This is a genomic window from Vogesella sp. XCS3 (assembly GCF_020616155.1).
In the GTDB taxonomy this organism is placed as follows: Bacteria; Pseudomonadota; Gammaproteobacteria; order Burkholderiales; family Chromobacteriaceae; genus Vogesella.
Window position 1 is genome coordinate 215,908 of sequence record NZ_CP085530.1, and the last position, 25,941, is coordinate 241,848.

The 25,941-nt window shown below is 61.6% G+C and carries 24 protein-coding genes and 5 tRNA genes; 15 read left to right on the plus strand and 14 right to left on the minus strand.

All coding sequences use genetic code 11. The features are described 5' to 3' along the window. The first annotated feature begins 13 nt into the window (after positions 1-13). Positions 14-649 carry an urease accessory protein UreG gene (gene ureG / locus LCH97_RS01095; protein ID WP_017508886.1) on the plus strand — a complete coding sequence of 212 codons (636 nt, stop codon included), beginning with the start codon at positions 14-16 and terminating at the stop codon, positions 647-649. Next, positions 642-1,211 (plus strand): HupE/UreJ family protein, encoded by a 570-nt coding sequence (locus tag LCH97_RS01100; RefSeq protein WP_227302981.1) that lies wholly within the window; start codon positions 642-644, stop codon positions 1,209-1,211. The genes ureG and LCH97_RS01100 overlap by 8 nt, the downstream gene beginning before the upstream one ends. Positions 1,212-1,876: 665 nt before the next feature. On the opposite strand, the gene LCH97_RS01105 is transcribed toward LCH97_RS01100, so the two are convergent. Next, positions 1,877-2,809, minus strand: a complete 933-nt coding sequence (locus LCH97_RS01105; RefSeq protein WP_227301451.1) for an IS5 family transposase — start codon at positions 2,807-2,809, stop codon at positions 1,877-1,879. On the opposite strand from LCH97_RS01105, the gene LCH97_RS01110 reads away from it, so the two are divergent. Then, complete coding sequence (locus LCH97_RS01110) at positions 2,808-3,092, plus strand: hypothetical protein (RefSeq protein WP_227302982.1); 285 nt, start codon at positions 2,808-2,810, stop codon at positions 3,090-3,092. The genes LCH97_RS01105 and LCH97_RS01110 overlap by 2 nt on opposite strands. A gap of 210 nt (positions 3,093-3,302) precedes the next feature. On the opposite strand, the gene dapB is transcribed toward LCH97_RS01110, so the two are convergent. Together dapB and LCH97_RS01120 are read right to left on the minus strand one after the other, a co-directional pair. Continuing rightward, positions 3,303-4,109: a 4-hydroxy-tetrahydrodipicolinate reductase gene (gene dapB / locus LCH97_RS01115; RefSeq protein WP_227302983.1), complete on the minus strand. Its 807-nt coding sequence runs from the start codon at positions 4,107-4,109 to the stop codon at positions 3,303-3,305. A gap of 3 nt (positions 4,110-4,112) precedes the next feature. Next, a complete protein-coding gene (locus tag LCH97_RS01120) occupies positions 4,113-4,493 on the minus strand; it encodes an outer membrane protein assembly factor BamE (protein WP_017508890.1) in 381 nt (126 codons plus the stop codon). 87 nt (positions 4,494-4,580) lie between these two features. On the opposite strand from LCH97_RS01120, the gene fur reads away from it, so the two are divergent. The 3 genes from fur to LCH97_RS01135 are packed head-to-tail and all read left to right on the plus strand — an operon-like array spanning position 4,581 to position 6,434. Next, complete coding sequence (gene fur, locus LCH97_RS01125; RefSeq protein ID WP_017508891.1) at positions 4,581-5,018, plus strand: ferric iron uptake transcriptional regulator; 438 nt, start codon at positions 4,581-4,583, stop codon at positions 5,016-5,018. Further along, positions 5,015-5,719, plus strand: coding sequence for a leucyl/phenylalanyl-tRNA--protein transferase (aat, locus tag LCH97_RS01130; protein WP_227302984.1), 705 nt, complete (start codon positions 5,015-5,017; stop codon positions 5,717-5,719). The genes fur and aat overlap by 4 nt, the downstream gene beginning before the upstream one ends. Next, the gene (locus LCH97_RS01135; protein WP_227302985.1) at positions 5,703-6,434 is read left to right on the plus strand and encodes an arginyltransferase; all 732 of its coding nucleotides are present in this window, start codon (positions 5,703-5,705) and stop codon (positions 6,432-6,434) included. Before aat ends, LCH97_RS01135 begins: the two co-directional genes overlap by 17 nt. A 71-nt stretch (positions 6,435-6,505) precedes the next feature. On the opposite strand, the gene LCH97_RS01140 is transcribed toward LCH97_RS01135, so the two are convergent. The 7 genes from LCH97_RS01140 to LCH97_RS01170 all read right to left on the minus strand — a co-directional run bounded on the left by LCH97_RS01140 (position 6,506) and on the right by LCH97_RS01170 (position 12,010). Next, positions 6,506-7,525, minus strand: coding sequence for a quinone-dependent dihydroorotate dehydrogenase (locus LCH97_RS01140; RefSeq protein ID WP_227302986.1), 1,020 nt, complete (start codon positions 7,523-7,525; stop codon positions 6,506-6,508). A gap of 99 nt (positions 7,526-7,624) precedes the next feature. Continuing rightward, positions 7,625-8,215, minus strand: coding sequence for a malonic semialdehyde reductase (locus tag LCH97_RS01145; protein WP_227302987.1), 591 nt, complete (start codon positions 8,213-8,215; stop codon positions 7,625-7,627). Positions 8,216-8,252: 37 nt separating this feature from the next. Continuing rightward, positions 8,253-9,047: a flagellar motor protein MotD gene (gene motD, locus LCH97_RS01150; protein ID WP_227302988.1), complete on the minus strand. Its 795-nt coding sequence runs from the start codon at positions 9,045-9,047 to the stop codon at positions 8,253-8,255. A 65-nt stretch (positions 9,048-9,112) separates the two neighbouring features. Next, positions 9,113-10,054, minus strand: coding sequence for a S49 family peptidase (locus LCH97_RS01155; RefSeq protein ID WP_227302989.1), 942 nt, complete (start codon positions 10,052-10,054; stop codon positions 9,113-9,115). Positions 10,055-10,068: 14 nt separating this feature from the next. Next, complete coding sequence (locus tag LCH97_RS01160; protein WP_017508898.1) at positions 10,069-10,425, minus strand: Rieske 2Fe-2S domain-containing protein; 357 nt, start codon at positions 10,423-10,425, stop codon at positions 10,069-10,071. Further along, entirely contained in the window at positions 10,404-11,060 is a 657-nt protein-coding gene (locus LCH97_RS01165; RefSeq protein ID WP_227305221.1) for an HAD-IIIA family hydrolase, read from the minus strand. The genes LCH97_RS01160 and LCH97_RS01165 overlap by 22 nt, the downstream gene beginning before the upstream one ends. A gap of 5 nt (positions 11,061-11,065) precedes the next feature. Continuing rightward, entirely contained in the window at positions 11,066-12,010 is a 945-nt protein-coding gene (locus tag LCH97_RS01170; protein WP_227302990.1) for an RluA family pseudouridine synthase, read from the minus strand. 513 nt (positions 12,011-12,523) lie between these two features. Here LCH97_RS01170 and rne point away from each other — a divergent pair. The 6 genes from rne to LCH97_RS01200 all read left to right on the plus strand — a co-directional run bounded on the left by rne (position 12,524) and on the right by LCH97_RS01200 (position 16,131). Continuing rightward, positions 12,524-15,472 (plus strand): ribonuclease E, encoded by a 2,949-nt coding sequence (gene rne, locus LCH97_RS01175; protein WP_227302991.1) that lies wholly within the window; start codon positions 12,524-12,526, stop codon positions 15,470-15,472. A 93-nt stretch (positions 15,473-15,565) separates the two neighbouring features. Continuing rightward, a tRNA-Asn gene (locus LCH97_RS01180) sits at positions 15,566-15,641 on the plus strand. Positions 15,642-15,688: 47 nt separating this feature from the next. Then, positions 15,689-15,764: transfer RNA gene (locus LCH97_RS01185), tRNA-Asn, on the plus strand. Between the two features lie 46 nt (positions 15,765-15,810). Then, positions 15,811-15,886 (plus strand) — tRNA-Asn (locus LCH97_RS01190). Between the two features lie 46 nt (positions 15,887-15,932). Further along, positions 15,933-16,008, plus strand: a tRNA-Asn gene (locus tag LCH97_RS01195). A gap of 47 nt (positions 16,009-16,055) precedes the next feature. Beyond that, positions 16,056-16,131, plus strand: a tRNA-Asn gene (locus LCH97_RS01200). A gap of 91 nt (positions 16,132-16,222) precedes the next feature. Here LCH97_RS01200 and LCH97_RS01205 read toward each other — a convergent pair. From LCH97_RS01205 to recA, 4 genes are all read right to left on the minus strand, one after another. Continuing rightward, on the minus strand, positions 16,223-17,062 hold the full coding sequence (locus tag LCH97_RS01205; protein WP_227302992.1) for an ABC transporter substrate-binding protein: 840 nt from the start codon (positions 17,060-17,062) through the stop codon (positions 16,223-16,225). A 148-nt stretch (positions 17,063-17,210) separates the two neighbouring features. After that, on the minus strand, positions 17,211-19,841 hold the full coding sequence (gene alaS, locus LCH97_RS01210; protein WP_227302993.1) for an alanine--tRNA ligase: 2,631 nt from the start codon (positions 19,839-19,841) through the stop codon (positions 17,211-17,213). A 199-nt stretch (positions 19,842-20,040) separates the two neighbouring features. After that, positions 20,041-20,505, minus strand: coding sequence for a recombination regulator RecX (gene recX / locus LCH97_RS01215; RefSeq protein ID WP_227302994.1), 465 nt, complete (start codon positions 20,503-20,505; stop codon positions 20,041-20,043). Further along, positions 20,505-21,569, minus strand: a complete 1,065-nt coding sequence (recA, locus tag LCH97_RS01220) for a recombinase RecA (protein WP_017510008.1) — start codon at positions 21,567-21,569, stop codon at positions 20,505-20,507. The genes recX and recA overlap by 1 nt, the downstream gene beginning before the upstream one ends. A 242-nt stretch (positions 21,570-21,811) precedes the next feature. Here recA and hrcA point away from each other — a divergent pair, with 242 nt between their 5' ends. The 3 genes from hrcA (at position 21,812) to dnaX (ending at position 25,940) form a co-directional block, all read left to right on the plus strand. Next, on the plus strand, positions 21,812-22,831 hold the full coding sequence (hrcA, locus tag LCH97_RS01225; RefSeq protein WP_227302995.1) for a heat-inducible transcriptional repressor HrcA: 1,020 nt from the start codon (positions 21,812-21,814) through the stop codon (positions 22,829-22,831). Between the two features lie 46 nt (positions 22,832-22,877). Next, a complete protein-coding gene (gene mltB, locus LCH97_RS01230) occupies positions 22,878-23,894 on the plus strand; it encodes a lytic murein transglycosylase B (protein WP_227302996.1) in 1,017 nt (338 codons plus the stop codon). A 105-nt stretch (positions 23,895-23,999) separates the two neighbouring features. Further along, on the plus strand, positions 24,000-25,940 hold the full coding sequence (dnaX, locus tag LCH97_RS01235) for a DNA polymerase III subunit gamma/tau (RefSeq protein WP_227302997.1): 1,941 nt from the start codon (positions 24,000-24,002) through the stop codon (positions 25,938-25,940). Position 25,941: the final 1 nt, after the last annotated feature.

Consider the following 25,941-nt stretch of genomic DNA (forward strand, 5'->3'; position numbering starts at 1 on the left):
AAGAGGACACAGCATGAAACAGGCAGCATTACGCGTCGGCATCGGCGGCCCGGTGGGCTCCGGCAAGACCCACCTTACCTGGGCGCTGTGCACGGCGCTGCGCGACAAATACAACGTGGCGGCGGTTACCAACGACATCTACACCCAGGAAGACGCGCAGTTTCTGGTGCGCAACGAAGCGCTGGCGCCAGACCGCATCATCGGCGTGGAAACCGGCGGCTGCCCGCACACCGCCATCCGCGAAGACGCCTCTATCAACCTGGAAGCCGTGGCGAGGCTGAATGCCCGCCACCCTGGCCTGGACGTTATCTTCATCGAAAGCGGCGGCGACAACCTGGCGGCTACCTTCAGCCCCGAGCTGTCCGACCTCACGCTGTACGTGATCGACGTGTCCGCCGGCGACAAGATCCCGCGCAAAGGCGGCCCCGGCATCTGCAAGAGCGACCTGCTGGTGATCAACAAGATCGACCTGGCGCCGCTGGTAGGCGCCTCGCTGGAGGTGATGGACCGCGACGCCAGCAAGATGCGCGGCGAGCGGCCGTTCATCTTCTCCAATCTCAAAAGCGGCCACGGCCTGGCCGACATCATCCGTTTCATCGAAGAAAAAGGCATGCTCACCCTGAATGCCGAAGGAGCCCATCATGCGTAAACCCCTGCTATTTATCCTGTTGGCCGCTGCGGCCAACGTGGCGCAAGCCCACACCGGCCACGGCGCTGACGGTTTTGTCCACGGCTTTGGCCACCCGTTCTCCGGCCTGGACCACCTGCTGGCCATGTTCGCCGTCGGCCTGTGGTCGGCGCAGCTGGGTGGCCACGCGCGCTGGCAAGGCCCGGCGCTGTTCGTGCTGATGCTGGCTGCCGGTGCGGCGCTGGGCGTAGCCGGTATCGCTCTGCCGTGGCTGGAAAGCGGCATCGCACTGTCGGTATTGCTTAGCGGCTTGCTGGTGGCCGCGCTGGCGCGCCCGCCACGCCTATTGGCCATGGCCGCCATCGCCGGCTTTGCGCTGTACCACGGTGTGGCCCACGGCCAGGAAATGCCGGCCGACGCCAGCGGCGCCGCCTACGCCGCCGGCTTCATGCTGGCCAGCGCGCTGCTGCACATTGCTGGCGTGGCAGTCGGCCAGGGCACGCTGCGCAGCGCCATGCTGCTGCGCGCGCTAGGCGCCGCCATCGCCGCCTCGGGCGCACTGCTGTTGGTGGGCACGCTGTAGCAGCCCTGCGGCCAACGTGACGCGTAGTGGGTCGTATCGCGAGCAGGTTAGGTCGATGCCCGAGTCCGGTCTACGCGCAGCGGTAACAACAAGGGCAAGCCTGCGGGCTTGCCATTTTTTTATGGCATGGGGGTATGATGAACGATCTGATGATGTTGGCTGGTGTTGAGCCTAGCGCAGCCCAACATGTGTCGCCTTGTGCGGAAAGGGCAAGGTAGTGTTTGCGTAGGGTGCTGTCAGTGGAGCACCCGGGGATAGAGGGAGCCTAAGGACCGGCTTACATTGATGCTGGAGACAGTTCCAGATATGGCTATCTCTTCTACGAGCTAAAAACTAGACAGTATTTTTATCAATATATTGTATGTAAAATATCAATGGGAGGGTGTGGTTTGAAAAAAAGAAAATCTGCTATTCTTTTTGGGAATGGTTTGAATAGAGTGTCTCCTAATTCTATTAGTTGGGATAAGCTTTTGAATAAAATAAAAGGCGAAGACCATTTTGATGATAATGGCCTCCCAAATACAATGGTGTATGAGAGAATATATCTTGGTAGGAGCAAGGCTAATGATGAGATGTCTATTAAAAAAGGAATTGCATCGGCGCTGAAAGAAGGCTTTGTTGCACAAATCAGCCGTAGGTCGAACTACCCCAATCCCCAGACGGATTTATCCCATACGGACCGTTTGCGGCGTGCCCAGTGCTGTGAAGCGATTCAGAATCGCTGCACAGATTTGAAGCTCCGCTACTTGCCGGTCAAAGTCCCGTGACTTAACCCGATCTGCCAGCAATTTGAAACAGTGCATCTTCGTTTCGACCAAGCTGCGGCGATGGTAGCCACTCCACTTTTTCCAGAGCGCGCGCCCCAGATACTTCACCGCTCGTAGCGACTCATTGCGAGCCTGATTGCCCCGTAAATTCCCTTTCCAGAATTGGCCATTTCGACGTGGGGGAATGATGGCTGCCGCCCCACGCTCTGCAATCGCTGCGTAACATAGGCGTGTGTCGTACGCCCCATCCGTGGTGACGGTTACCAGTCCCTCTCCCGCCGGAATTTGCGATAGCAGCTCTGGCAGCATCGTGGCATCTCCAGTGCGATTGTCGGTCACTTCCATTGCCCGGATTTCCAGCGTTTGCGCATCTATGCCCAGATGCAGCTTGCGCCATTGGCGGCGGTAATCAGCGCCATGCTTTTTCACCTTCCACTCGCCTTCACCCATCATCTTGATGCCGGTGCTATCCACCAAGAGATGCAGACAACCTTGCTTTTTCTGTACCGGGATGCGGACTTGCAGGTCTTTCTGGCGGCGGGAAAGCGTGCTGAAGTCGGGGACGGCCCAGTCAAGGCCAGCCAGGCGCAACATACTTTCGACCATACCTGTGGCTTGCCGTAGCGCCAGGCCAAAGAGGCATTTGATGGTGAGACAGAACTGGATGGCAGCATCAGAAAAAGTTAGCTGCCGTCCCCGCCTGCCGGTAGCCGGTGCCAACCAGTTCATGCCTTTGTCGAGCCAGAGAAGGAGCTGCCCTCGTTGCTTGAGGGACTGGTTGTATGACTGCCAGTTGATGGTTTGGTACTTGGGAGGAAGGGGCTTGCTCATGCGGTCATTCTACCGGACGGACGCAAGCACTGATTTGTGCAACAAAGCCGATTTTAGTGAGACAGACTTGTGGTGGATAATAAATAAGCGCGCCAGAATTGGCATGGAAATAGATCTTATTAATTCAATATATTTTCACGCAAAAGAAGGTGAGTGTCAAAACAAAATGGAATTGTTGTCGAGTTTTGGTGTGGAAGTTAAACCGTATGAATTGATAAATAACAATTATCACGAAATGTATGATAAAATGCTGGATGGTATACGTGTGATGATTGGCGAGTAGCTCGGCTAAGCCAACGGCGCAGCCGGGAATGGTGTGGTGCAAAGCAATTGAGTGATATTGCCACTGGGTATGATGCAAGATGCGGCTATGCCCTATCCGGGCTACGCCCTAAATCACGCTCAGCAGTAACCACGCCAAGTTTATGGCGCCATTTCCCATGAAATGAAAAAAGCCAGCCCTCGGGCTGGCTTTTGCGTAGTGCAGGGTGGCTTAGCGCAGGCCCAGCACGTCTTGCATGTCGAACAGGCCATGCGGCTTGGCGGCCAGCCAGCCGGCGGCGCGTACGGCGCCGTTGGCGAAGGTGGCGCGGCTGCTGGCTTTGTGGGTGATTTCCACGCGTTCGCCCAGGGCGGCAAACAGCACGGTGTGATCGCCCACCACGTCGCCGGCGCGCACGGTGGCGAAGCCGATGGTGCCGGGGTCGCGTTCGCCGGTAACACCTTCACGGCCGTATACGGCGCAGTCTTTCAGGTCGCGGCCCAGCGCGTTGGCTACCACTTCACCCATGCGCAGCGCGGTGCCGGACGGGGCGTCTACCTTGAAGCGGTGGTGCGCTTCGGTGATTTCGATGTCGTAGCCTTCGTTCAGCACGCGGGCGGCCATGTCCAACAGCTTGAAGGTAAGGTTGACGCCCACGCTGAAGTTGGCCGCAAACACGATGCCGATGTGCTCGCTGGCGGCCTGGATGGCGGCTTTGCCGGCGTCGTCGAAACCGGTGGTGCCGATGATCATCTGCACCTTGTGCTGCACGCAGGCCGCCAGGTATTGCAGGGTGGCTTCCGGGCGGGTGAAGTCGATCACCACGTGGGCGCCGTCCAGCGCGGCGGTGAAGTCGCTGCTGATCTTCACGCCGGTGTCACGGCCCATGAACAGGCCGGCGTCCTGGCCGATGAACGGCGATTCGGCGCGGTCGATGGCGGCGTGCAGGCGGGCGCCGGGGGCGGCAAGGACGGATTCGATCAGCGTGCGGCCCATGCGGCCTGCGGCGCCAACGATGACAATGTTCAAGGTGCTCATGCTTTATCTTTGTCCGGCATTAGGGTTGGTGTTATCCAGTGTCGGGCGCAGGGCAGGGAAGGCCTGGCCTTCGATACGGCTGACGACATCCTTGTCAAAGTAGACGGTCAGGCGCTTTTCTTCGGTAGGTTTGCCCTGGCGTTCAATGCGGTAGGCGTAGTCCCAGCGGTCGCCGTGAAAAATATCGGCCAGCAGCGGGGTGCCCAGCAGAAATTTTACCTGGGGGCGGGTCATGCCGGTTTTGACGCGGGAAACGGCATCTTCCGTTACATAATTGCCTTGTTGCACGTCCATACGGTGTGCGGTCAGCCAGGTCGTAGGGTTAAACGAGCTGCAGGCAGACAGGAACAGGACTGCAATAAGGGGGAAAGACTTGAGCATCATAGCCATGGCGCCAGGGTCACTGTTGGGGAATCGGTGAAAAGGTTTTATCATACTGTAAGACCGCCAACCACGATATACATACACCACATGAACAAAGCCAGCCATTTGAAGGGGATCGGCCTGAAAGCCACCGGTCCGCGCCTGCGTATTCTCGACCTGTTCGAGACCAGCGACGATCGGCATATGTCGGCTGAAGACGTCTACAAGAAGCTGATCTCCGAAGACGCCGATATCGGCCTGGCCACCATCTACCGCGTGCTGACGCAGTTCGAGCAGGCGGGCATTCTGATTCGCCATCATTTCGAGTCGGGCAAAGCGGTATACGAGCTGAACCAGGGCGGCCACCACGACCATATGGTGTGCTACCGCTGCGGCAAGGTAACCGAATTTTTCGACCCGGAAATCGAGGCGCTGCAAAACCGCATTGCCGAGCAGCACGGCTTCAAGATCAAGGATCACTCGCTCTACCTCTACGGCGAGTGCAGCGACTGCGCAAACTGCGAGCCTAAATACTTCAAACGATGATCCCGGTACTGGGTACCGCCCATGCCTTTCCGCCGGTAAGCCGTGCGCTGGCAGAGCCCGATGGCCTGCTGGCGGCGGGCGGCGACTTGTCGGCTGACCGCTTGCTGGCGGCCTATCGCAGTGCTGTCTTCCCCTGGTTTTCTCCCGGCGACCCCATCTTGTGGTGGTCGCCATCGCAGCGCATGGTGCTGGAGCCGGAGCGGGTGCGCGTTACCCGCTCGCTGGCCAAGGTGCTGCGTAACCGCGCTTACCACATCACCATCAATCAGGCTTTTGAGCCTGTGATGCGGGCCTGTGCCGCGCCACGCGGTGGCCAGGCCGGTACCTGGATTACCGACGAGATGGTGGCAGCCTATAGCGAGCTGCACCGCCAGGGCTACGCGCATTCTTACGAGTGCTGGCAAGATGGCCAGCTGACCGGCGGGCTGTACGGGGTAGCCGTTGGCCGCATGTTTTACGGCGAGTCCATGTTCCACCGCGCCACCGACGCGTCCAAGATTACCTTTGTCAGTATGGCGCGGCATTTGCATCGCCACGGTTTTGCCATGGTGGATTGCCAGATGTTTACGCCGCACCTGGAAAGCCTGGGCGCGCAGCTGATTTCGCGTGGCGAATTTATTGCTAGACTGGAAAAAGCCATCCATCTACCGCAGCCACCAGGCATGTGGGAGGACGAATTCCGCAATGAGCCACCGCGATGACGCGATTGCCGTTGTGCATTTCTATGCCACGGCACCTTACCCTTGCAGCTATCTGGAAGGCCACCAGGCCCGCTCCCAGGTGGCTATTCCTGCTGATGCGATAGACAGCAGCGTGTACTCGCGCCTGGTGGGCCTGGGTTTTCGCCGCAGTGGCCACTTCACCTATCGCCCGTATTGCGATGACTGCCGTGCCTGTGTGCCGGTGCGCCTGGCTGCCGCCGAGTTCTGCCCCAGCCGTAGCCAGCGCCGTGCTGCCAAGGCGCATGGCCACCTGTCTACCCGCATTTTGCCGCTGGCGTTTTCCGACGAGCACTACCAGCTGTACTACCGTTACCAGCACGCCCGCCACGACGGCGGCGGCATGTCGGACGACGACCCGGTGCAGTACGCCGAATTCATCCTGAAAAGCCGGGTGGATAGCTGGCTGGTGGAGTTTCGCGAAGACGGCGTGCTGCGCATGGTGAGCCTGATCGACCGGCTGGATGATGGCCTGTCCGCGGTGTACACCTTTTTCGACCCCGATGTGCCCGGTGCATCCTACGGTGTGTACAACGTGCTGTGGCAGGTGGAGCAAGCCCGTCAGCTGGGCTTGCCTTATGTGTATCTGGGCTACTGGATCAAGGCGTCGCCCAAGATGGTGTACAAGCAGCATTACAAGCCATTGCAGATGCTGGATAACGGGCGCTGGGTGCCGTTTCGTGACGATGTGTGCTGACGCAACAAAGGTTGGCCGCATAAACAGCAAGGCCCGGCATAGCCGGGCCTTGTGCTTTGCAGCTGCGCCGCTTACTTGCGCTGCAGCGCGTCGGCGCACTCGCTGATCAGCCCCGGGCCGCGGTAGATCAGGCCGGAGTACAGCTGCACCAGCGTGGCGCCGGCGTCGATCTTCTCGCGTGCATCGTCACCGCACAGGATACCGCCCACGCCGATGATGGGCAGGGCGCCGTCCAGCGCGCGCGCCAGGTTGCGGATCAGCGCTGTGGAGCGTTCGCGTACCGGTGCGCCGGACAGGCCGCCCGCTTCGCCGGCCAGCGCGTGGCCGGCGATTTCGCTGCGCGATAGCGTGGTGTTGGTGGCGATCACCGCGTCCAGGCGGTGCTGGGTCAGCAGGCGGGCGATGTCCTCGGTCTGCTCGGCGTCCAGGTCGGGGGCGATTTTCACCGCCAGCGGCACGTAGCGGCCGTACTGGTCGGCCAGGCGCGACTGGCGGTTTTTCAGCGCGCCCAGCAGGTCGGATAGCTCGTCGGCTTGCTGCAGCTGGCGCAGGTTCTTGGTGTTGGGCGAGGAAATATTCACCGTCACGTAGCTGGCGCACTCGTATACGCGGTCCAGGCAGGTCAGGTAGTCGTCTTTGGCGTTTTCGATCGGGGTGGCGGCGTTCTTGCCGATGTTGATGCCCAGAATGCCCTTGAAGCGGCTGTGGCGTACGTTCTCCAGCAGCACGTCTACGCCTTTGTTGTTAAAGCCCATGCGGTTGATGATGCCCTGGTGCTCGGGCACGCGGAACAGGCGCGGCTTTGGGTTGCCGTCTTGCGGGCGCGGGGTGATGGTGCCGATTTCGATGAAACCGAAGCCCAGCGCCGCCAGCGCGTCGATGTGGTCGCCGTTCTTGTCCAGGCCGGCGGCCAGGCCCACCGGGTTCGGGAAAGTCAGACCCATGGCTTTTACCGGGTTGCGGCCAACCTTGCGGGCAATGAGGCCGGTGAGCTGCAACTGGTGGGCGGTATCCAGCATTTTCAGTGTGGTTTCGTGGGCAGACTCGGCATCGGTGCGGAACAGCAAGGGGCGTAGCAGGGGGTAAAGCATAGGGTCTCCGTGGGCGAAAAAACGCCCGGCATTATAACCGGGCGGGGGTGTTTTGGGGCTGCGCCGTGCGCGGGGCTGTGGCGTGGCCGGCGACAAGCCCTAGACGATCTGGCACGCCTCGTCAAAGCCCAGGCGCGGCGAGCGCGGGTAGACCTTGGTGGCGTCGCCGTAGCCCAGGTTGATCAGGAAGTTGGCTTTGACATTGCCTTGCGGGAAGAAGGCGGCTTCCACGGCGGCGGCGTCAAAGCCGGACATCGGGCCGCAGTCCAGCCCCAGTGCGCGGGCGGCCATGATCAGGTAAGCTCCTTGCAGGCTGCTGTTGCGAAAAGCGGTAGCCTGGATGGCGGCGTCGTTGCCGGCAAACCAGCTGCGGGCGTCGGCGTGCGGGAACAGCTTGGGCAGCTGGTCGTAGAACTGCATGTCCATGCCCACGATCACGCATACCGGCGCGGTCATGGTTTTTTCCACATTGCCTTCCATCAGGCAGGGTTTCAGCTTGGCCTTGGCGGCTTCTGACTGCACGAATACAAAACGGGCCGGGCTGCAGTTGGCGCTGGTAGGGGCCATCTTCAGCAGGTCGTACAGCTGGTGCAGGGTGCTGTCGCTGATGGCGCGGTCTTGCCAGGCATTGTGGCTGCGCGCGTTGCTGAACAGTTGTTCCAGGGCAGATTGGCTGATGTGCGTTGTCATGGCGTGTTGTCTCCGTGCTGTAGGTCTTGTCGGGGGCTTACTGCGGTATTTTTACCTCGATGCCGCCAGGCAGGCTGCCCTGGTCAATCGTGGTATTGGAAATAATGGTAATGGCCACGCGGCGGTTTTGCGCGCGCCCTTCCGGGGTATCGTTGTCGGCGCTAGGTTTGGTTTCACCGCGGCCAACGGCTACCAGGCGCTCGGGTGCAATGCCGTTTTCCATGAACAGGCGCACGATGCTGCCGGCGCGGGCGGCAGACAGCTCCCAGTTGGACGGGAAGAAGGCGTTGCGGATCGGCGTGTTGTCGGTAAAGCCTTCTACTTGTACCTGGTTGTCTACCGTGGCCAGCTGGCGCGCTACGTCGGCCAGCAGCGCGGGCGAGGTGCCGTTGGGGGCAGCCTGGCCAGCCGGGAACAGCGCGGTGTCCTTGATCTCGATGTGCACGCCTTCGTCGTCCTGGCGCATCGACAGCTGGCCGCCCTGAATCAGCGGCGCCAGGCTCTTGGCCAGGCCGCTGGACAGCGTTTCCAGCTTGCGCCGCTCTTTCATGCGCGCTTCGCTCTTGATGGCGGTGGCAATCGGCTTGGTATTGGGAATCTCGATCATGGTGTTGGCGCCACCACTGGGGGGCGTTACCTGGATCGCCAGGTTACCGCTGCGGAAGGCGTCGGTCATGGCGCTGGACAGCACGCGGTATTTGCCTTCGTTGACCTGCGAGATGGCGTACATCACCACAAAAAAGGCGAACAGCAGGGTGATGAAGTCGGCGTAGGAAACCAGCCAGCGTTCATGGTTCTCGTGTTCTTCTTCCTCGCGTCGGCGTCGGGCCATGGTGCGCTTCCTGCAAAAAGGTTGGCCGCAAGCTGCGGCCAACGTGGGTTGCTCGGTAGGGTGGCTTAGTGCAGCCGGGTGTCACCCAGCATGGCACGTACACCACCGCTGAACGATACGCCGATGCGGCGTGCTACGCGGCTGGCCAGGTCGTCGTCCGGTGTGAAGTCCACCAGCTCTTCAGCCTTGATCACGTCGCGGGCTACCGAGCCCACCGAGCCCAGGCCGTCTGCCAGGCCCAGCTTGATGCTGCTGCTGCCCAGCCAGACACGGCCGCTGAACAGGTCCGGGTCGTCGGCCAGGCGCTTGCCGCGGCCTTGCTTGACCACGGCAATGAACTGGCCGTGGATTTCGTCCAGCAGCCCCTGGCGGATGGCTTCTTGCTGCGGGTTTTTCGGCGAGAACGGGTCGCCCATGCCCTTGTTGCTGCCGGCGGTGGCCAGGCGGCGTTCGATGCCCAGCTTGTCCATGGCCTTGTCAAAGCCGAAGCCGTCCGAAATCACGCCAATGGAGCCGACGATACTGGCCTTATCAACATAGATGCGGTCGGCAGCGGCGGCAATGTAGTAGCAGCCCGAGGCGCACACTTCTTCTACCACCATGTATACCGGCACCTTGGGGTGCAGCTTTTTCAGGCGCAGGATTTCATCATTGGCCATGCCGGACAGGGCAGGGCTGCCGCCGGGGCTATTGGCGCGGATGATGATGCCGCGGGTGTTGCTGTCTTCGTAGGCGGCGTTCAGGCCGTCCAGCATTTTGGCGGTAACGTTGCTTTCGCTGTCGATGGAGCCATCCAGCGAGACCACGGCCGTATGCGGCTGGCCCATGGCCTTGCTGTTGTTGCGGCTTTCCATGTCGACAAACATCAGGCCGATGAAGCCTGCCAGCACGGCCAGCCAGGTCAGGCGGAAGAAAATTTTCCAGCGGCGGGCGCGGCGTTGTTCTGTGAGGGAGGCGGTAGCCAGTTTTTCGATCAGCTGGCGTTCCCAGGTGCGGTCTTGTTCCACGCTATTCCTTTGTTCTAAGGGGCTGAATCAGGCAGATAGTATACATGCCCGTCGCATTCTTCCGTGCGCAGCTTCTGCAGGCTGCGCCCGGTGCAGGGGCCGCCCACGCACAGGCCGCTGTCGGGCCGGTACAGCGCGCCGTGCAGGCTGCAGATCAGGTACAGGCCGCTGCTGTCGAAAAAGCGGCCATCCTGCCAGTCCAGCTCGGTAGGCACGTGGCGGCAGCGGTTCAGGTAGGCGTGCACTACGCCCTGGTGGCGTACGGCAAAGGCGGCGGCCTGCTCGCCCTGCCACGGCACGGTAAAGCGCACACCCTTGCCGCCGTCGGCCAGCTCGCTACTGCTGGCGATCAGTTGCCGTGCATCAGCCATTGCTGCAGCTCGTGGTAGCTATGGAAGATGGCCTGCGGGCCGCAATCCTGCAGCACCTGCAGCGGGTGGGCGCCGTAGCTGACGCCCGCGCCGTGGGTGCCGGCGTGGCGCGCCATCAAGAGGTCGTGGCTGGTGTCGCCTACCATCAGTGTGCGGGCGGGTTGCATGCCGGTTTGCTCGCAGATCTGCAGCAGCATGTCCGGGTGCGGCTTGCTGTGGCATTCGTCTACTGTGCGGGTGGTGACAAAGCGCGATTGCAGGCCGGTGCTGACCAGGGCGTGGTTCAGGCCGCTGCGGCTCTTGCCGGTAGCCACGGCCAGCAGGTAGCCGGCGTCTTCCAGTGCGGCCAACCCTTCCAGCACGCCATCAAACAGCTCCACGGTTTCTTCCTGATGCACATACTGGTGGCGGTAGGCGTCGGCCATGGCCTGGTGGGTGGCATCTGGCAGCTGCGGGTGGATGTGGCGCATGGCGTCGATCAGCCCCAGGCCGATCACGTGGCTGGCCGCCTCGCGGCTGGGTTCGGGCAGGCCCAGTTGTACGCAGGCGAGCTGGATGCTGCGCACGATATGCGCGGTGGAGTCCATCAGGGTGCCGTCCCAGTCAAAGACGATCAGGTCGTAGGCGTGTCGCATGGCGGTCAAATTTTATCCAGGGTGTCCAGGAAGCGGCTGAGCTCTTTTGGCAGCGGCGCGTGCAGCTGTAGTGGCTCGCCGGTCAGCGGGTGCGGCAGGCTCAGGTTGGCCGCATGCAGGAACATGCGCTTCAGCCCACGGCGTTGCAGCTCGCGGTTGGCGGCGAAGTCGCCGTATTTCTCGTCACCGGCGATGGCGCAGCCATTGGCCTGCATGTGTACGCGGATCTGGTGCGTGCGGCCGGTACGCAGCAGTGCCTCTACCAGCGTGAGGTCGGCGTAGCGTTGCTGCACGGTGAAGATGGTGTGGGCGTAAATGCCCTGGTCTTCGTCCACGCGCACCATGCGTTCGCCGCTAGGGGTGTGGAAGCGGTGCAGTGGCAGCTTGACGTGGCGCACATTGCCCGGCCATTGGCCCAGGCCCAGCGCGAAGTAGCGCTTTTGCGGCACGTCGTTGCGGATCATCTCGTGCAGCTTTACCAGCGCCGAGCGTTTCTTGGCGATCATCAGCAGGCCGGAGGTTTCGCGGTCCAGGCGGTGTACCAGCTCCAGATAGCGCGCATCCGGGCGAGCACGGCGCAGCTGTTCGATCACGCCGAACGACACGCCGCTACCACCGTGCACGGCCACACCGGCCGGCTTGTTGATGACCAGCAGGGCCTCGTCTTCGTACACGATGGGGAATTCGTGCTGCGGAATATGGCTGGTAGCCGCGGCAGGCTTCTCGGCAATGCGGATAGGCGGAATGCGCAGCTCGTCGCCCAGGCTCAGGCGGTGCTGGGCGTCGGCGCGGCCTTTGTTTACGCGCACCTCGCCCGAGCGGATGATGCGGTAAATATGGCTTTTCGGTACGCCTTTGAGCAGGCGCACCAGGTAGTTATCCAGGCGCTGGTCGGCGCCATTTTCGTCTACCTTGTGAAGTGTCACGGAATCTTTGCGAATATCAGTCATATTGCTTATACTTCGTGGGCTTTGTCGCGCAGAAATTGCAGCGGCAGAAAGCACACCGGTTTAGGGTCGCAGAGTTATCAATTGCGGCGCTGCTGCGCTACATCAACCGGCCGGCAGGCTACGCGCCTGACCTGATGCCGTGTCCCCGGTCGCAGCCAAGGTTATCTCGCTCACCCAAAGTAGCGATGTTAATGCATTTACATGCATGACGCACTCACGCCAGTTTCCATTCCGGAACGATCAAGCCCGTTCCGGGGTTCGCAGCAAAATTTGACCCGGCGTGGCCCGCACGCCTCTTTTTCCCGGCCAGGTGCTGGACGGGACAGAACTATCGCAAGTGCGCAGTTGGCACTACAGGGGCCACGTGAAATAACAACAGGAAGTCGGCTTAGCCATCGCAGTCATTTCGCTCTTTACTGAACACTTCTTTCGGCATGCGCCCATCTCAATCACTGGGCCGTCAAATACTTGCTGTACCCCTTCCGTGAGTGCACGCGTAGGGATTGTTATTACATGAAACGCATGCTTTTCAATGCGACGCAGGCAGAAGAACTGCGCGTCGCCATTGTCGATGGGCAAAAACTCATCGACCTCGATATCGAGACAGTAGGTAAAGAACAGCGCAAAGGGAACATCTACAAAGGCACGATCACCCGCATCGAGCCTTCCCTGGAAGCTTGTTTTGTCGATTACGGCACCGAGCGTCACGGTTTCCTCCCTTTCAAAGAAGTTTCCCGTAGCTATTTCCAGAACTACGACGGCGGCCGCCCGCGCATCCAGGATGTGCTGCGCGAAGGCATGGAAGTAGTGGTTCAGGTAGAAAAAGACGAGCGTGGCAACAAGGGCGCCGCCCTGACCACTTACGTCAGCCTGGCTGGCCGCTACGTGGTGCTGATGCCGAACAACCCGCGTGGTGGTGGCGTGTCGCGCCGCATCGAAGGCGAAGAGCGTCAGGAGCTGAAAGACCTGCTGTCGCAGCTGGAAGTGCCCAACGGCATGAGCCTGATCGCCCGTACCGCCGGTATCGGCCGCAGTCTGGAAGAGCTGCAATGGGATCTGAACTACCTGCTGCAACTGTGGCGTGCCGTAGACGGCGCCGCAGGTGCGCAGTCTGCGCCGTTCCTGATTCTGCAGGAAGGCAGCCTGGTGATTCGCGCCATTCGCGATTACTACCAGCCTGACATCGGCGAAATCCTGATCGACACCGAAGAAATCTACGAGCAGGCTCGCCAGTTCATGAGCCACGTGATGCCCAACAACGTTGGCCGCGTGAAACTCTACAAAGACCCGGTGCCGCTGTTCTCGCGTTTCCAGATCGAACACCAGATCGAAACCGCTTTCTCGCGTGCCGTTACCCTGCCGTCCGGCGGTGCCATCGTGATCGACCACACTGAAGCACTGGTGTCGGTTGACGTGAACTCGGCCCGTGCCACCAAGGGTTCTGATATCGAAGACACGGCCTTCCGTACCAACCTGGAAGCCGCCGAAGAAATCGCCCGTCAGCTGCGTCTGCGCGACCTGGGCGGCTTGATCGTGATCGACTTCATCGACATGGAAAGCCAGAAGAACCAGCGTGACGTGGAAAACCGTCTGCGCGAGGTGCTGAAGCACGACCGTGCCCGTGTGCAAATGGGCAAGCTGTCGCGTTTCGGCCTGCTGGAGCTGTCGCGTCAGCGCCTGCAGCCTAGCCTGGGTGAAACCAGCCACGTGCCGTGCCCGCGTTGCCACGGTATCGGCTTCATCCGCGGTATCGAGTCGTCCGCCCTGCACATCCTGCGCATCATCCAGGAAGAGGCGATGAAGGAAAACACCGGTGCGGTACACGCACAGGTGCCTGTGGATGTAGCGACCTTCCTGCTGAACGAGAAGCGTGCCGAGATCTACTCCATTGAAGCCCGTCTCGACGTGGCCGTGGTGCTGATTCCTAACCTTCATCTGGAAACCCCGCATTACAAGATCGTGCGCGTACGCCACGACGACCTGGCTGAAGTCAGCGAGTCGCCAAGCTATCGCCGTGTCGAGCTGCCGGAAGAAGACGCAGCGCACCCGTTTGGCCAGGAAAAGCCGAAGGTAGAGCGCCAGGAAGCCGCGGTGAAAGGTATTACCCCGGCCCAGCCAGCCCCTATGGCGGCTGATCCCGTGCCTGCCGCTGCACCAGCCGCCCCTGTGGCTGCGCCGGTTGCCCGTCGTGACGAGCCAGGCCTGATTGCCAAGATCGTTGGCTGGTTCAAGGGTTTGCTGGGTGAAGAGCCGGCTGTCGCCGCGCCAGCCCCGGTGGCCGAAGTGAAAAAACCGCAGCGCGAAGCGCGCAACCCGCGCCAGCGTAACGATCGTCGCCCGGGTGCCCGCCGTGATCGTGAAGATGGCCGTGGCGGCCGCGACGAGAATCGTGCCAACCGCGAGCCGCGCGAAGAGCGTCAGCCGCGTCAGGCAGACGAGCCGCGTCGTCGTCAGCCTGCCGATATGCCGCAGCGCGAAGAGCGCGAGCCGCGCAGCGAGCAGCAGCCACGCCAGGAGCGCGCACCGCGCCGCGAACGCGAACCGCGTGAGCCACGCGAGCCGCGTGAAAACGTACAGCGTGCCGAGCTGGGCGATGCCGCGCCGAAAGAGCGTGAAACCGCACCGCGTAACGAGCGCCGCCGCGAACGTAACCGTGACGTCTCGCGTGAGGCCAAAGAGCAGGTGCAGGCACCGCAGTTGGCTGAAGAGCTGCAGCCGGTAGCGTTGGTACCCGTTCAGGAAGAAACCGCCGAGGCTGTGGCTGATGCTGCAGTGGTGGCGGGTGACGCAGCCGGTGCCGAGCCGCGTGAGCGCCGTCGTCGCCGTTCCCGTCGTGACCGTCGTGACGATACGGTAGTGGCAGAGCAGGGCGAGGTGGTGGCAGAAGCTGCAGCAGACGCTGTGTCCGAAGTTGCCGAGCAAGTGGTGGCCGCTGTAGCTCAGCCTGTGGCAGAGGCCGCGCCGGTGGCCGTGGAAACTGCTGTTGTCGAGGCTGTAACAGAGCCTGTGGCAGCGGTAGAGCCTGTTGCCGTGGTAGCAGAATCGGCAGTTGTTGAGGTGGTGGAAGAAGTGGCTGCAGCACCAGTGCAGCCGCAGGTCGAGCCGGTGGTGCCTGCTGAGCAGGTGGTGGTAGAGGCTGTAGCCGAAACGCCAGCGCAGGCTAAAGAGGTGGCTGTGATCGCTGTGGTTGAAGCACAACCTGTGGAGCAGGCAGTGGTTGAAGCTGTTGCGGCACCTGAAACAGCTGTGGTTGCCGAGCCGGTAGTGGCAGTGGCAGCCGAGCCAGTAGCTGATCTGGGTGGTTTGGTGTTGGTTACCACACGTCCGGCATCCGAGCTGCCGGTAGTGGAAGTGGCGCCTGTGGAAGTAAAAGGCAAGCGCCGTCGCGAGGTGGTGCGCGAGGTGGCTGAGGTGGCACCGCTGGAGTTGGTGCAGGTACAAACTGCACGCGACGATAGCTAAGTCATTGTTCCGTCGTCAGGCCTGAAAAGTTTATCGATTCAGGCTTGACGAAAAGGCAGGCGCTGCCTACAATGCGCACCTCTCTAAGGCAATTCCCTGATAGCTCAGTCGGTAGAGCGACGGACTGTTAATCCGCAGGTCGCAGGTTCGAGCCCTGCTCGGGGAGCCAAGAAAATTTAGAAGTATTACCTCGGTAGTATTTCAAGCAAGTTGTGTTCCCTGATAGCTCAGTCGGTAGAGCGACGGACTGTTAATCCGCAGGTCGCAGGTTCGAGCCCTGCTCGGGGAGCCAGAAAATTTAGAAGTATTACCCCGGTAGTATTTCAAGCAAGTTGTGTTCCCTGATAGCTCAGTCGGTAGAGCGACGGACTGTTAATCCGCAGGTCGCAGGTTCGAGCCCTGCTCGGGGAGCCAGAAAATTTAGAAGTATTACCTCGGTAGTATTTCAAACAAGTTGTGTTCCCTGATAGCTCAGTCGGTAGAGCGACGGACTGTTAATCCGCAGGTCGCAGGTTCGAGCCCTGCTCGGGGAGCCAAAAAAATTTTGAAGTATTACCCCGGTAGTATTTCAAACAGGTTGTGTTCCCTGATAGCTCAGTCGGTAGAGCGACGGACTGTTAATCCGCAGGTCGCAGGTTCGAGCCCTGCTCGGGGAGCCAGATACAAAGACAAAGCCCGCCTATATGGCGGGTTTTGTCTTTTCTGACTTGTAACAAACTTGCACCAACAAACACCCACTATCGCGCAGTGCTAGGGTTTACTTGCCGGAGGGTTGGCCGCATTGGCGTCTCCCGTGGCCGGCAAGGGCTTGGCGAGCATCTGCTGCAGTATGCGGTCGTGTTCGCCGCTTTGCTGCAGCTGGTGCATGGCATGCCGAAGCTTGCGGATGGTGGCCTCTGGCGTGCCTTTGCTGGCGGCCAGAAACAGTATGCGCGGCGGTGCAATGGCGGCGGCGCGCTGCAATGTGCTGGCTGGCAGGCCGATTTGTTGCAGTGTGGTTTGTATGCGGTAAGGCGAGCCCGCCATATAGGCTACGCTCCCGTTGCGCAGCATGCGCAGGCAGTCGTGATGGCTACCGGTCAGAACCAGTTGCAGGCGGTGTGCGCTGTCCTGTTGGCGCAAGGCTTCTTCGCTGACGTCTTTTCTTACCGTACAAATACTGCAGCAGCGCATGATCGGCTGTAGTGAGGTTTCTGGTTTGAGAGTCGGCGTGTCAAGCCGCCAGAGAAACTGCTGTGTCTGGCTGAGCTTGCCTAGCCAGATAAACTGCTGCTCGCGCGCTGGCGTGCGGGCCACGCTTAATAACAGTGTGTTTGGCCGTGATTGCGCCAGTGCCATGGCACGCGCCCAAGGGTAGACGTTAATCTGCGCCTCCAGGCCGCTTAGTGCCAGTGCGCGCTGCAAGATCAAGGCATGCGCCCCGTCAGCCGTATCGTCATTGCTGAAGGTGTTGTAAGGCGGCCAGGGCTCGGTAACGGCAATCAGTGCGGTGTCGGCCGGCAGCCCGTGTGTGGCGATGCTGGCCAGCAATAGCAGCCCGCCAAGCGGATGGCGTGGCGTGATTCTGGGATGGGGCTTTGGCTGGTGCATGGTTTGTCTTCCTGCTGGCTGCCTCCTTAGTGTGGCTGATACTGGCCGAACTGCAAGCTGTGTCGTGCCCGGCGTGCCTGGCTGCCGATCAATAATGAAAAACACCCCCGGCGTAGTACGCGCGGGGGTGTTTTTTAGGGTGTGGTGCTTACTTGGCCGCTACCCAGTCTTTGGCGCTGGCCAGTGCGGCAGCCAGGTTTTCCGGCTGGGTGCCACCTGCCTGGGCCATGTCAGGGCGGCCACCGCCTTTGCCGCCTACCTGCTGCGCCACGTGGTTTACCAGCTCGCCGGCCTTGAAGCGGCCAGTCAGGTCTTTGGTCACGCCGGCAATCAGCGCTACTTTGCCGTCGGCCTTGCTGCCCAGCACGATCACGGCGGAGCCCAGCTTGTCTTTCAGCTTGTCCAGTGTGTCGCGCAGGGTGGCGTTATCGGCGCCCTCCAGTTCGGCGGCCAGCAGCTTCACGCCGTTGACTTCGCTGGCTTGCTCGGCCAGGCTGTCGCCCGCGCTAGCGGCCAGCTTGCCCTTGATGGCGGCCAGTTCTTTTTCCAGTGCTTTCAGGTCGGCTTGCAGGCTGCCGATCTTGCCCAGCACTTCGTCGTTGCTCTGGGCCTTCAGGTTGGCCGCAGCAGCCTTCAGCAGCGCGTCCTGGGCCTGTACGTAGGCGATGGCGCCTTCGCCGGTTACCGCTTCGATACGACGCACGCCAGCAGCTACGCCGCCTTCAGCCACAATCTTGAAGAAGCCGATGTCGCCGGTGCGCTGTACGTGGGTACCACCGCACAGCTCGGCAGAGAAGTCACCCATGCTCAGTACGCGAACTTCATCGCCGTATTTCTCGCCAAACAGTGCCATGGCACCGGCGCGCACGGCGTCATCGAAGCTCATCAACTGGGCTTTGACTTCGTAGTTGGCCGCAATCACGTGGTTCACCAGGCGTTCGATTTCGGCGATTTGCTCGGCGCTGACCGGCTGGCCGTGGGCAAAGTCGAAGCGGGTACGCTCCGGGTTCACCAGCGAGCCTTTTTGGGCTACATGGGTGCCCAGTACCTTGCGCAGTGCAGCGTGCAGCAGGTGGGTGGCCGAGTGGTTGCGGGTGGTGGCCAGGCGCTGGTGCAGGTCGATGGTGGCTTGTACGGTGTCGCCCACTTTCAGCGCGCCACGAGCCAGGCGGCCGGTGTGGCCGAACACGGCCGCTTTCACTTTCTGCGTGTCGGCCACGTCGAACAGTGCGTCCACGCCGCCAGTCAGCGAGATCTCGCCTACGTCGCCTACCTGGCCACCGCCTTCGGCGTAGAAGGCAGTGTGGTCCAGCACGACCACGCCTTCGTCACCAGCGGCCAAGCAGTCTACCTGCTCGGTGCCCTTGTACAGCGCGACGATGCGGGCATCGGTGCTGGTTTGGGTGTAGCCGTGGAAGGTGGTGTCGCTGCCTTCGTAGCTCAGGCTGCCGGCTACCTTGAAAGCAGATGCGGCACGGGCGCGGGTGCGCTGCGCTTCCATGGCGCGCTCGAAGCCGGCCATGTCCACTTCGATATTGCGCTCGCGGCAGATGTCGGCGGTCAGGTCGACCGGGAAGCCGTAGGTGTCGTACAGCTTGAAGATGGTATCGCCGTCCATGGCGGTTTTGCCGCCGGCCAGCGCGGCGTCAACCAGTGCCATGCCAGTGTCCAGCGTTTCGGCAAACTTAATTTCTTCGGCGCGCAGCGCGTCTTCGATTTCGGCCTGCTTCTGGCGCAGTTCCGGGTAGGCATCGCCCATTTCGGCAGCCAGGTCAGCCACGATCTTGTGGAAGAACAGGCCTTTCTGGCCCAGTTTGTAACCGTGGCGGATAGCGCGGCGGGCGATGCGGCGCAGTACGTAGCCGCGGCCGTCGGCGGATGGCAGGATGCCGTCGGCGATCATGAACGAGCAGGCGCGGATGTGGTCAGCGATCACTTTCAGCGACGGCACATCCTGGCTGTAGGCCACGCCGGTTTCACGCGCAGCGGCGCGTACCAGGCAGGCCAGGGCGTCGGTTTCGTAGTTCGATTTCACGCCTTGCAGCACGGTGGACAGGCGCTCCAGGCCCATGCCGGTGTCCACGGACGGCTTCGGCAGCGGGTGCAGGGTGCCGGTTTCGTCGCGGTTGAACTGCATGAATACGTTGTTCCAGATTTCCATGTAGCGGTCGCCGTCTTCGTCCGGGCTGCCTGGAGGGCCGCCGGCCACGCTTGGGCCGTGGTCATAGAAAATCTCGGTACACGGGCCACACGGGCCGGTATCGCCCATGGTCCAGAAGTTGTCGGACGCGTACGGTGCGCCCTTGTTGTCGCCAATGCGCACGATCTTGTCGGCAGGCACGCCGACTACTTTGTGCCAGATGTCGTACGCTTCGTCATCGCTGGCGTACACGGTCACCATCAGCTTGTCTTTAGGCAGGTTCAGCCACTGTTCGCCGGTGAGGAATTCCCAGGCAAAGGTGATGGCGTCGTGCTTGAAGTAGTCGCCAAAGCTGAAGTTGCCCAGCATTTCGAAGAAGGTGTGGTGACGTGCGGTGTAGCCCACGTTTTCCAGATCGTTGTGCTTGCCGCCGGCGCGCAGGCATTTCTGGCTGGTGGTGGCGCGGGTGTAGTCGCGTTTCTCAAAGCCCAGGAACAAGTCCTTGAACTGCACCATGCCGGCCACGGTAAACATCAGGGTAGGGTCGTTGCCCGGAATCAGGCTGCTGGAGGAGACAACCTGGTGATTTTTGGAAGCGAAAAAGTCCAGAAATTTCTGGCGAATGGCGGAGGTTTTCATGATTTATGGGTCGTATTGGATCGGATTCTGAAAACGGCGACACGCAAGGCGTGAATATCGGTCGATTGTGGCAACTGCGCACCGTGCTGGCAAGCTTTGCGGCCAACCTTGTGCACGCCAGCGCATTTTTTCTGCCCTTGTGTGCGGCGGCTTGGCCGGGTTGGCCGCAGCGGGTGCTTATGGCGATGGCGGCGGTGCGCTAGCTGCCGCTGTCATCGTCGGGCCATTCGTCACAGCCCTTGATGACTTGCCGGATGATGTCCATGCCAAAGCCGCGGCTGGCCAGGAAGCGCATCTGTTTGGCGCGCCCGGCGGCGTCGCTGGCGGGCTGGCCGAATTTGCGCAGCCACTGGCTGCGCGCGGTGGCCATGTCGTTGTGGCCGGATAATGTCTGCTTGATGGTGTCGCTATCTACCCCGCGTTCGCGCATCTCCATGGCGACGCGGCGGCTGCCGTACTTGCGGCTGCGGCTATCGGCAAACTGTTCGGCAAAGCGGGCGTCGCTCTGCCAGCGGCTGGCGGCCAGCTCGTCCAGCAGGGTGTCTACTTGTTCAGCACTTTCTGCAAAAGGCGAAAGCCGCCGCTTCAGCTCCAGCCGCGTGTATTCGCGGCGGGACAGAAGGTCGACGGCTCTTGCCTTCAGGCTTTTGCCCGGTTTTTCCATCAGGCGTCGAAGGTGTCGTCCAGCAGCTCTTCGTCAGCGTCCGGCTTGCCTTCGGTGATTTCTACCTTGATGCCCACGGCTTCGCGGATCTTGCGCTCGATTTCCTGGGCAATGGCCGGGTTGGATTTCAGCCATTCGCGGGTGTTGTCCTTGCCCTGGCCGATTTTCTGGCCGTTATAGGCGTACCAGGCACCGGACTTGTCGATAAAGCCGTGCTCTACGCCCAGCTCGATGATTTCGCCTTCACGGCTGATGCCTTCGCCGTACAGGATGTCAAAACCGGCCTGCTTGAACGGTGGCGATACCTTGTTCTTCACCACTTTCACGCGGGTTTCGTTGCCGATGATTTCTTCACCCTTCTTGATACCGCCGATGCGGCGGATATCCATGCGCACCGAAGCGTAGAATTTCAGCGCGTTACCGCCGGTGGTGGTTTCCGGGCTGCCGAACATCACGCCGATCTTCATACGGATCTGGTTGATGAATACCACCAGGGTGTTGGTACGCTTGATATTGCCGGTGAGTTTGCGCAGTGCCTGGCTCATCAGGCGGGCTTGCAGGCCTACGTGGCTGTCACCCATTTCGCCTTCGATCTCGGCTTTGGGTACCAGGGCGGCAACCGAGTCCACAACGATCACGTCCACGCCGCCGGAGCGTACCAGCATGTCGCAGATTTCCAGTGCCTGCTCTCCGGTATCCGGCTGCGAGATCAGCAGGTCTTCTACCGATACGCCCAGTTTTTGAGCGTATTGCGGGTCCAGTGCGTTTTCGGCGTCGATATAGGCGCAGGTGCCGCCCAGCTTTTGCGCTTCGGCAACCACCTGCAGGCACAGCGTGGTTTTACCGGACGATTCCGGGCCGTAGATTTCTACTACGCGGCCACGCGGCAGGCCACCCACGCCTAGTGCCAGATCCAGACCCAGCGAGCCGGTGCTGATGACTTGCAGGTTCTCGGTGATCTGGTTGTCGCTCATGCGCATGATCGAGCCTTTGCCGAACTGCTTTTCAATTTGCGCCAGCGCTGCACTCAGCGCCTTGCTTTTGTCTTCGGAACGCTCTGCCATGCTTGCTCCATTCATTCAACGGGGTGGATAACGATTCAGATTTTGATTATGTACGTTTTCATCTGCCCTGCCAAATAAAAACTACAGGCAGCGATGCAAACGCACCACAAGGGCGTGGTGGCCATGAATGCAATCAGCGGATTATCGCACAAAAGACGGTGCTACCAAGCCGTCGGCCACGGTGCCATGCCCTGATGCGGCAAAGCCTTTGGCTGGCGGGCAAGCTGTGACAGAATGGCAGCATGCTGAACGATCGCACACAACATTTGCTCAAGGTGCTGGTAGAGCGCTACATCGCCGATGGCCAGCCTGTGGCGTCCAAAACCCTGGCGACGGTATCCGGGCTGGAGCTGTCGTCGGCGTCCATCCGCAATATGCTGGCCGACCTGGAAGGGCTGGGCCTGATTGCCTCGCCGCATACCTCGGCCGGGCGCGTGCCCACGCCGCGCGGCTACCGCCTGTTTGTCGACCGTCTGCTAACGGTGCAACAGCTGGCCGAACCTGCCGTGGCCGAGCTGCGGCATACGCTGCAGCCGGACAGCCCCAAGCGGGTGGTGAAGGCAGCATCGCAGCTGCTAGCCGAGCTGACGCAGTTTGCCGGTGTGGTGATGACACCGCAGCGTGCCGACGCCGCATTTCGCCAGGTGGAGTTTTTGCGCCTGTCCGAGCGGCGTGTGCTGCTGATTCTGGTCACGCTGGAAGGCGACGTGCAAAACCACCTGTTCAACACCGCGCGCGACTACAGCGGTGGCGAGCTGATAGAAGCGGCCAACTTCCTGAACCAGCACTATGCCGGCCAGGCGCTGGGCGGCGTGGCCAGCCGGGTAGGGGAGGAGCTGCAGCGCCTGCGCGGGGATATTTCCGAGCTGATGCAGCTGGCCATCCAGTTTGGCCAGCAAACGCTGCACGGTGGCGACGACCTGGTGATTAGCGGGCAGGGCAAGCTGCTGAATGTGAGCGATTTCTCCGGCGACCTGAACCGCCTGCGCGAGTTGTTTGATACCTTCCAGCGCAAGACCGAGCTGTTGCAGCTGCTGGAGCAAAGCCGCCGCGCCCCCGGCGTGAACCTTTTCATTGGCGACGAGTCCGGCGTGGTGACGCTGGACGATTGCAGCGTGGTGATTGCCCCGTACCGGCTCAATGGCCAGGTAGTGGGTGCACTGGGCGTGGTTGGCCCCACGCGCATGGCCTACGAGCGGGTGATCCCGATTGTGGACATCACCGCGCGCCTGGTATCCAGTGCGCTGAATTTCAACGATTGACCCCTGTGCCGCAGCCTGTCTGTTGCGACCAACCCTGGATGACACCATGAGTTTGCTGAAAAACCTGCTGGCCGCTGCCAGCTTGCTGGCGGCCAGCGTTGCCTATGCCGACGTGGCTTTGCTGATGCGCCCGGATGTGCAGCGCTATATCGACGAGCAGGTAGCAAGCGGCGAGCTGTCGCGTGCCGAGCTGGAAAGCGTGTTTGCCAATGTGGAGCTCAAGCCGAACATTATCGCCATCATGGACAAGCCTTCCACGGCGCGGCCGTGGTACCAGTTTCGTCCCAGTTTTTATAACGATAAGCTGATGCAGGAGGGGGTGGCGTTCTGGCTGCAGCACGAAGCTACCCTGCAAAAAGCGGCAGACACCTACAAAGTGGCGCCGGAAATCATCGTGGCGATTATCGGTATCGAGACGCGCTATGGCCGCAATACCGGTGGCTTCCGTCTGGCCGATGCGCTGTCTACGCTGGCGTTTGACTACCCGCGCCGCGCCGATTTTTTCCGCGCCGAACTATCGGAGTTCTTTCGCCTGGCGCGCAGTGAAAACGTGAACGCGCTTACCCTGAAAGGCAGCTACGCCGGCGCCATGGGTCTGCCACAGTTCATGCCGTCCAGCCACCGCAAGTGGGCAGTGGATTTTGACGGTGACGGTCACAAGGACATCTGGAACAACCCGGTGGACGCCATTGGCAGTGTGGCCAACTATTTCCGCGAGCATGGCTGGCTAGGTGGTGACGACGTGGTGATTCCGGCCGAGCTCGCGCCGGGCACGGTGCCGGACGAGCTGGCCGCTGACAAGTTCAATCTGCACTACACCGTGGCCGAGCTCAAGGCGCGCGGCGTGCTGCCACAAGCCCCGGTGCGTGACGACGCGCTGGCAGTGCTGGTGCCGCTGGAAGTGGCACCGGGTGAAATGCGCTACTGGCTGGGCCTCAATAATTTCTACACCATTACCCGCTACAACAAGAGCACGCTGTACGCCATGGTGACGCACGAGCTGGCGCAGGAAATGCGCGCACGATTCGTGCAGGCGCGCATGGCCGTGCCTGCCGGGCAGTAAGGCGAAAGGCGGCCCGGCCCCCGCATGGCTGGCGATGTGCCAGGTAGCAGGCCGCTGCGCTGAAATAGTCGCCATCCCTGGCGAATCCCTTTAGAATTCCGCGCCATGACCTATCAAGTTCTCGCCCGCAAGTGGCGCCCCAAGCGCTTTGCCGACCTGGTTGGCCAGGAGCACGTGGTACGCGCCCTGTCCAATGCGCTGAAAGAATCCCGCCTGCACCATGCCTACCTGCTGACAGGTACCCGTGGCGTGGGCAAGACCACCATCGCACGTATTCTGGCCAAGAGCCTGAACTGCGAAACCGGTACCACCGCCGAGCCGTGCGGCGTGTGTCAGGCGTGCACCCAGATCGATGCCGGCCGTTTTGTCGACCTGCTGGAGATCGACGCCGCGTCCAATACCGGTATCGACAATATCCGCGAAGTGCTGGAAAACGCCCAGTACACCCCTACTATGGGGCGCTACAAGGTCTACATCATCGATGAAGTGCACATGCTGTCCAAAAGTGCCTTCAACGCCATGCTCAAGACGCTGGAAGAACCACCGGCGCACGTCAAGTTCATCCTGGCCACGACCGACCCGCAAAAAGTGCCGGTGACAGTATTGAGCCGCTGTCTGCAGTTCAGCCTGCGCAACATGACACCGCAGCAGGTGGCCGGCCATCTGGCGCACATGCTGGACGTGGAAGGCATTGCCTACGAAACCCCGGCGCTGGCCTTGCTGGGCCGCGCCGCAGCCGGCTCCATGCGCGATGCGCAGTCGCTGCTGGACCAAGCCATTGCCTACGGCCTGGGCGAGGTCAAGGAAGACGGCGTACGCGCCATGCTGGGCGCGGTGGACAAGCGCTACCTGTTTGCCCTGCTGGACGCGCTGGCCGACGCCGACGGCGCCCGCCTGGTGGCCGAGGTGGAAGCGTTGGCCGCACGCGGTATCGGTTTTGACAGCGCGCTGGCCGAGCTGGCCAGCCTGCTGCACCAGCTGGCGCTGGCGCAAACCGTGCCGGCCGCCATTGCCAGTGACGAGCCCGAGCGTGACGCTATCTTTGCCCTGGCGCAGCGCCTGGCGGCGGAAGACGTACAGCTGTACTACCAGATCGCCCTGCATGGCCGCCGTGACCTGGCGCTGGCGCCGGACGAGCACGCCGGCTTCAGCATGAGCATGCTGCGCATGCTGGCCTTTCACCCGGTAAACGGTGGTGAGAGTGCCGTGCGCCCGCTGCCGGCAGCCCGCCCGCCAGTGCCTGCGGCCAACCCTGGCGCCAGTAGTGCAGCCTTGCCTGCAGGCGTTTCGCCAGCGCGTGCTGCGCTGGCGCAGCTGGGGGGCAAGCCTGCCGAGCGCAGCCCGGCCGCCGCTGAAAAACCGGCCGCGCCCGAGCCGGAACCCGAGCCCGCGCGGCCCGCTGCGCCAGCCCCGGTACCGCAGGCCGCACCGCGTGAGCCTGCACCGTGGGACGAGCAGCCAGCCGCTGTAGCTGCAGCCCCCGCCGCGTCGCCTGCCCGCCCGTCTGTGTCTGCCCGCGTGGAGGAAGCGCCGGAGGAGGCCGATGACGATGCCGAGCCAGAGGTGCTGGATACCGCGGGTGATAGCGACGACGAGCTGCCCGCTTACGCCATGATGATGGAAGAAGACCCGGGCGAGCTGGTGAGCGAAGCGCCGGTGTTCGACGGCGACTGGGCCAGCCTGATCGGCCGCCTGGGTAACAAGCTGGGCGCGGCGCGCATGCTGGCACAAAACGCGGCGCTGAAACAATGGGATGGCAAAGTATTCGAGCTGGCGGTGCCGGAAGGCTTCCGCAATATGGCCACGCGCGATTATCAGGACAAGCTGAAAAGCGTTCTGGGCGAGTATCTCGGCCAGAGCATTGAACTGAGGGTGTCGGTAGAGACCCTCGATATGGAGACCCCCGCCATGCGCGATGCACGCTTCAAGCGTGAGCAGCTGGCCGGTGCGCGTCAACACATGGAAAACGACCCGGTAGTACAGCAGCTGGTGCAGGAAATGGGCGCCATGCTGCTCGCCGAGACAGTACAACCCGTACAGGAGTAGA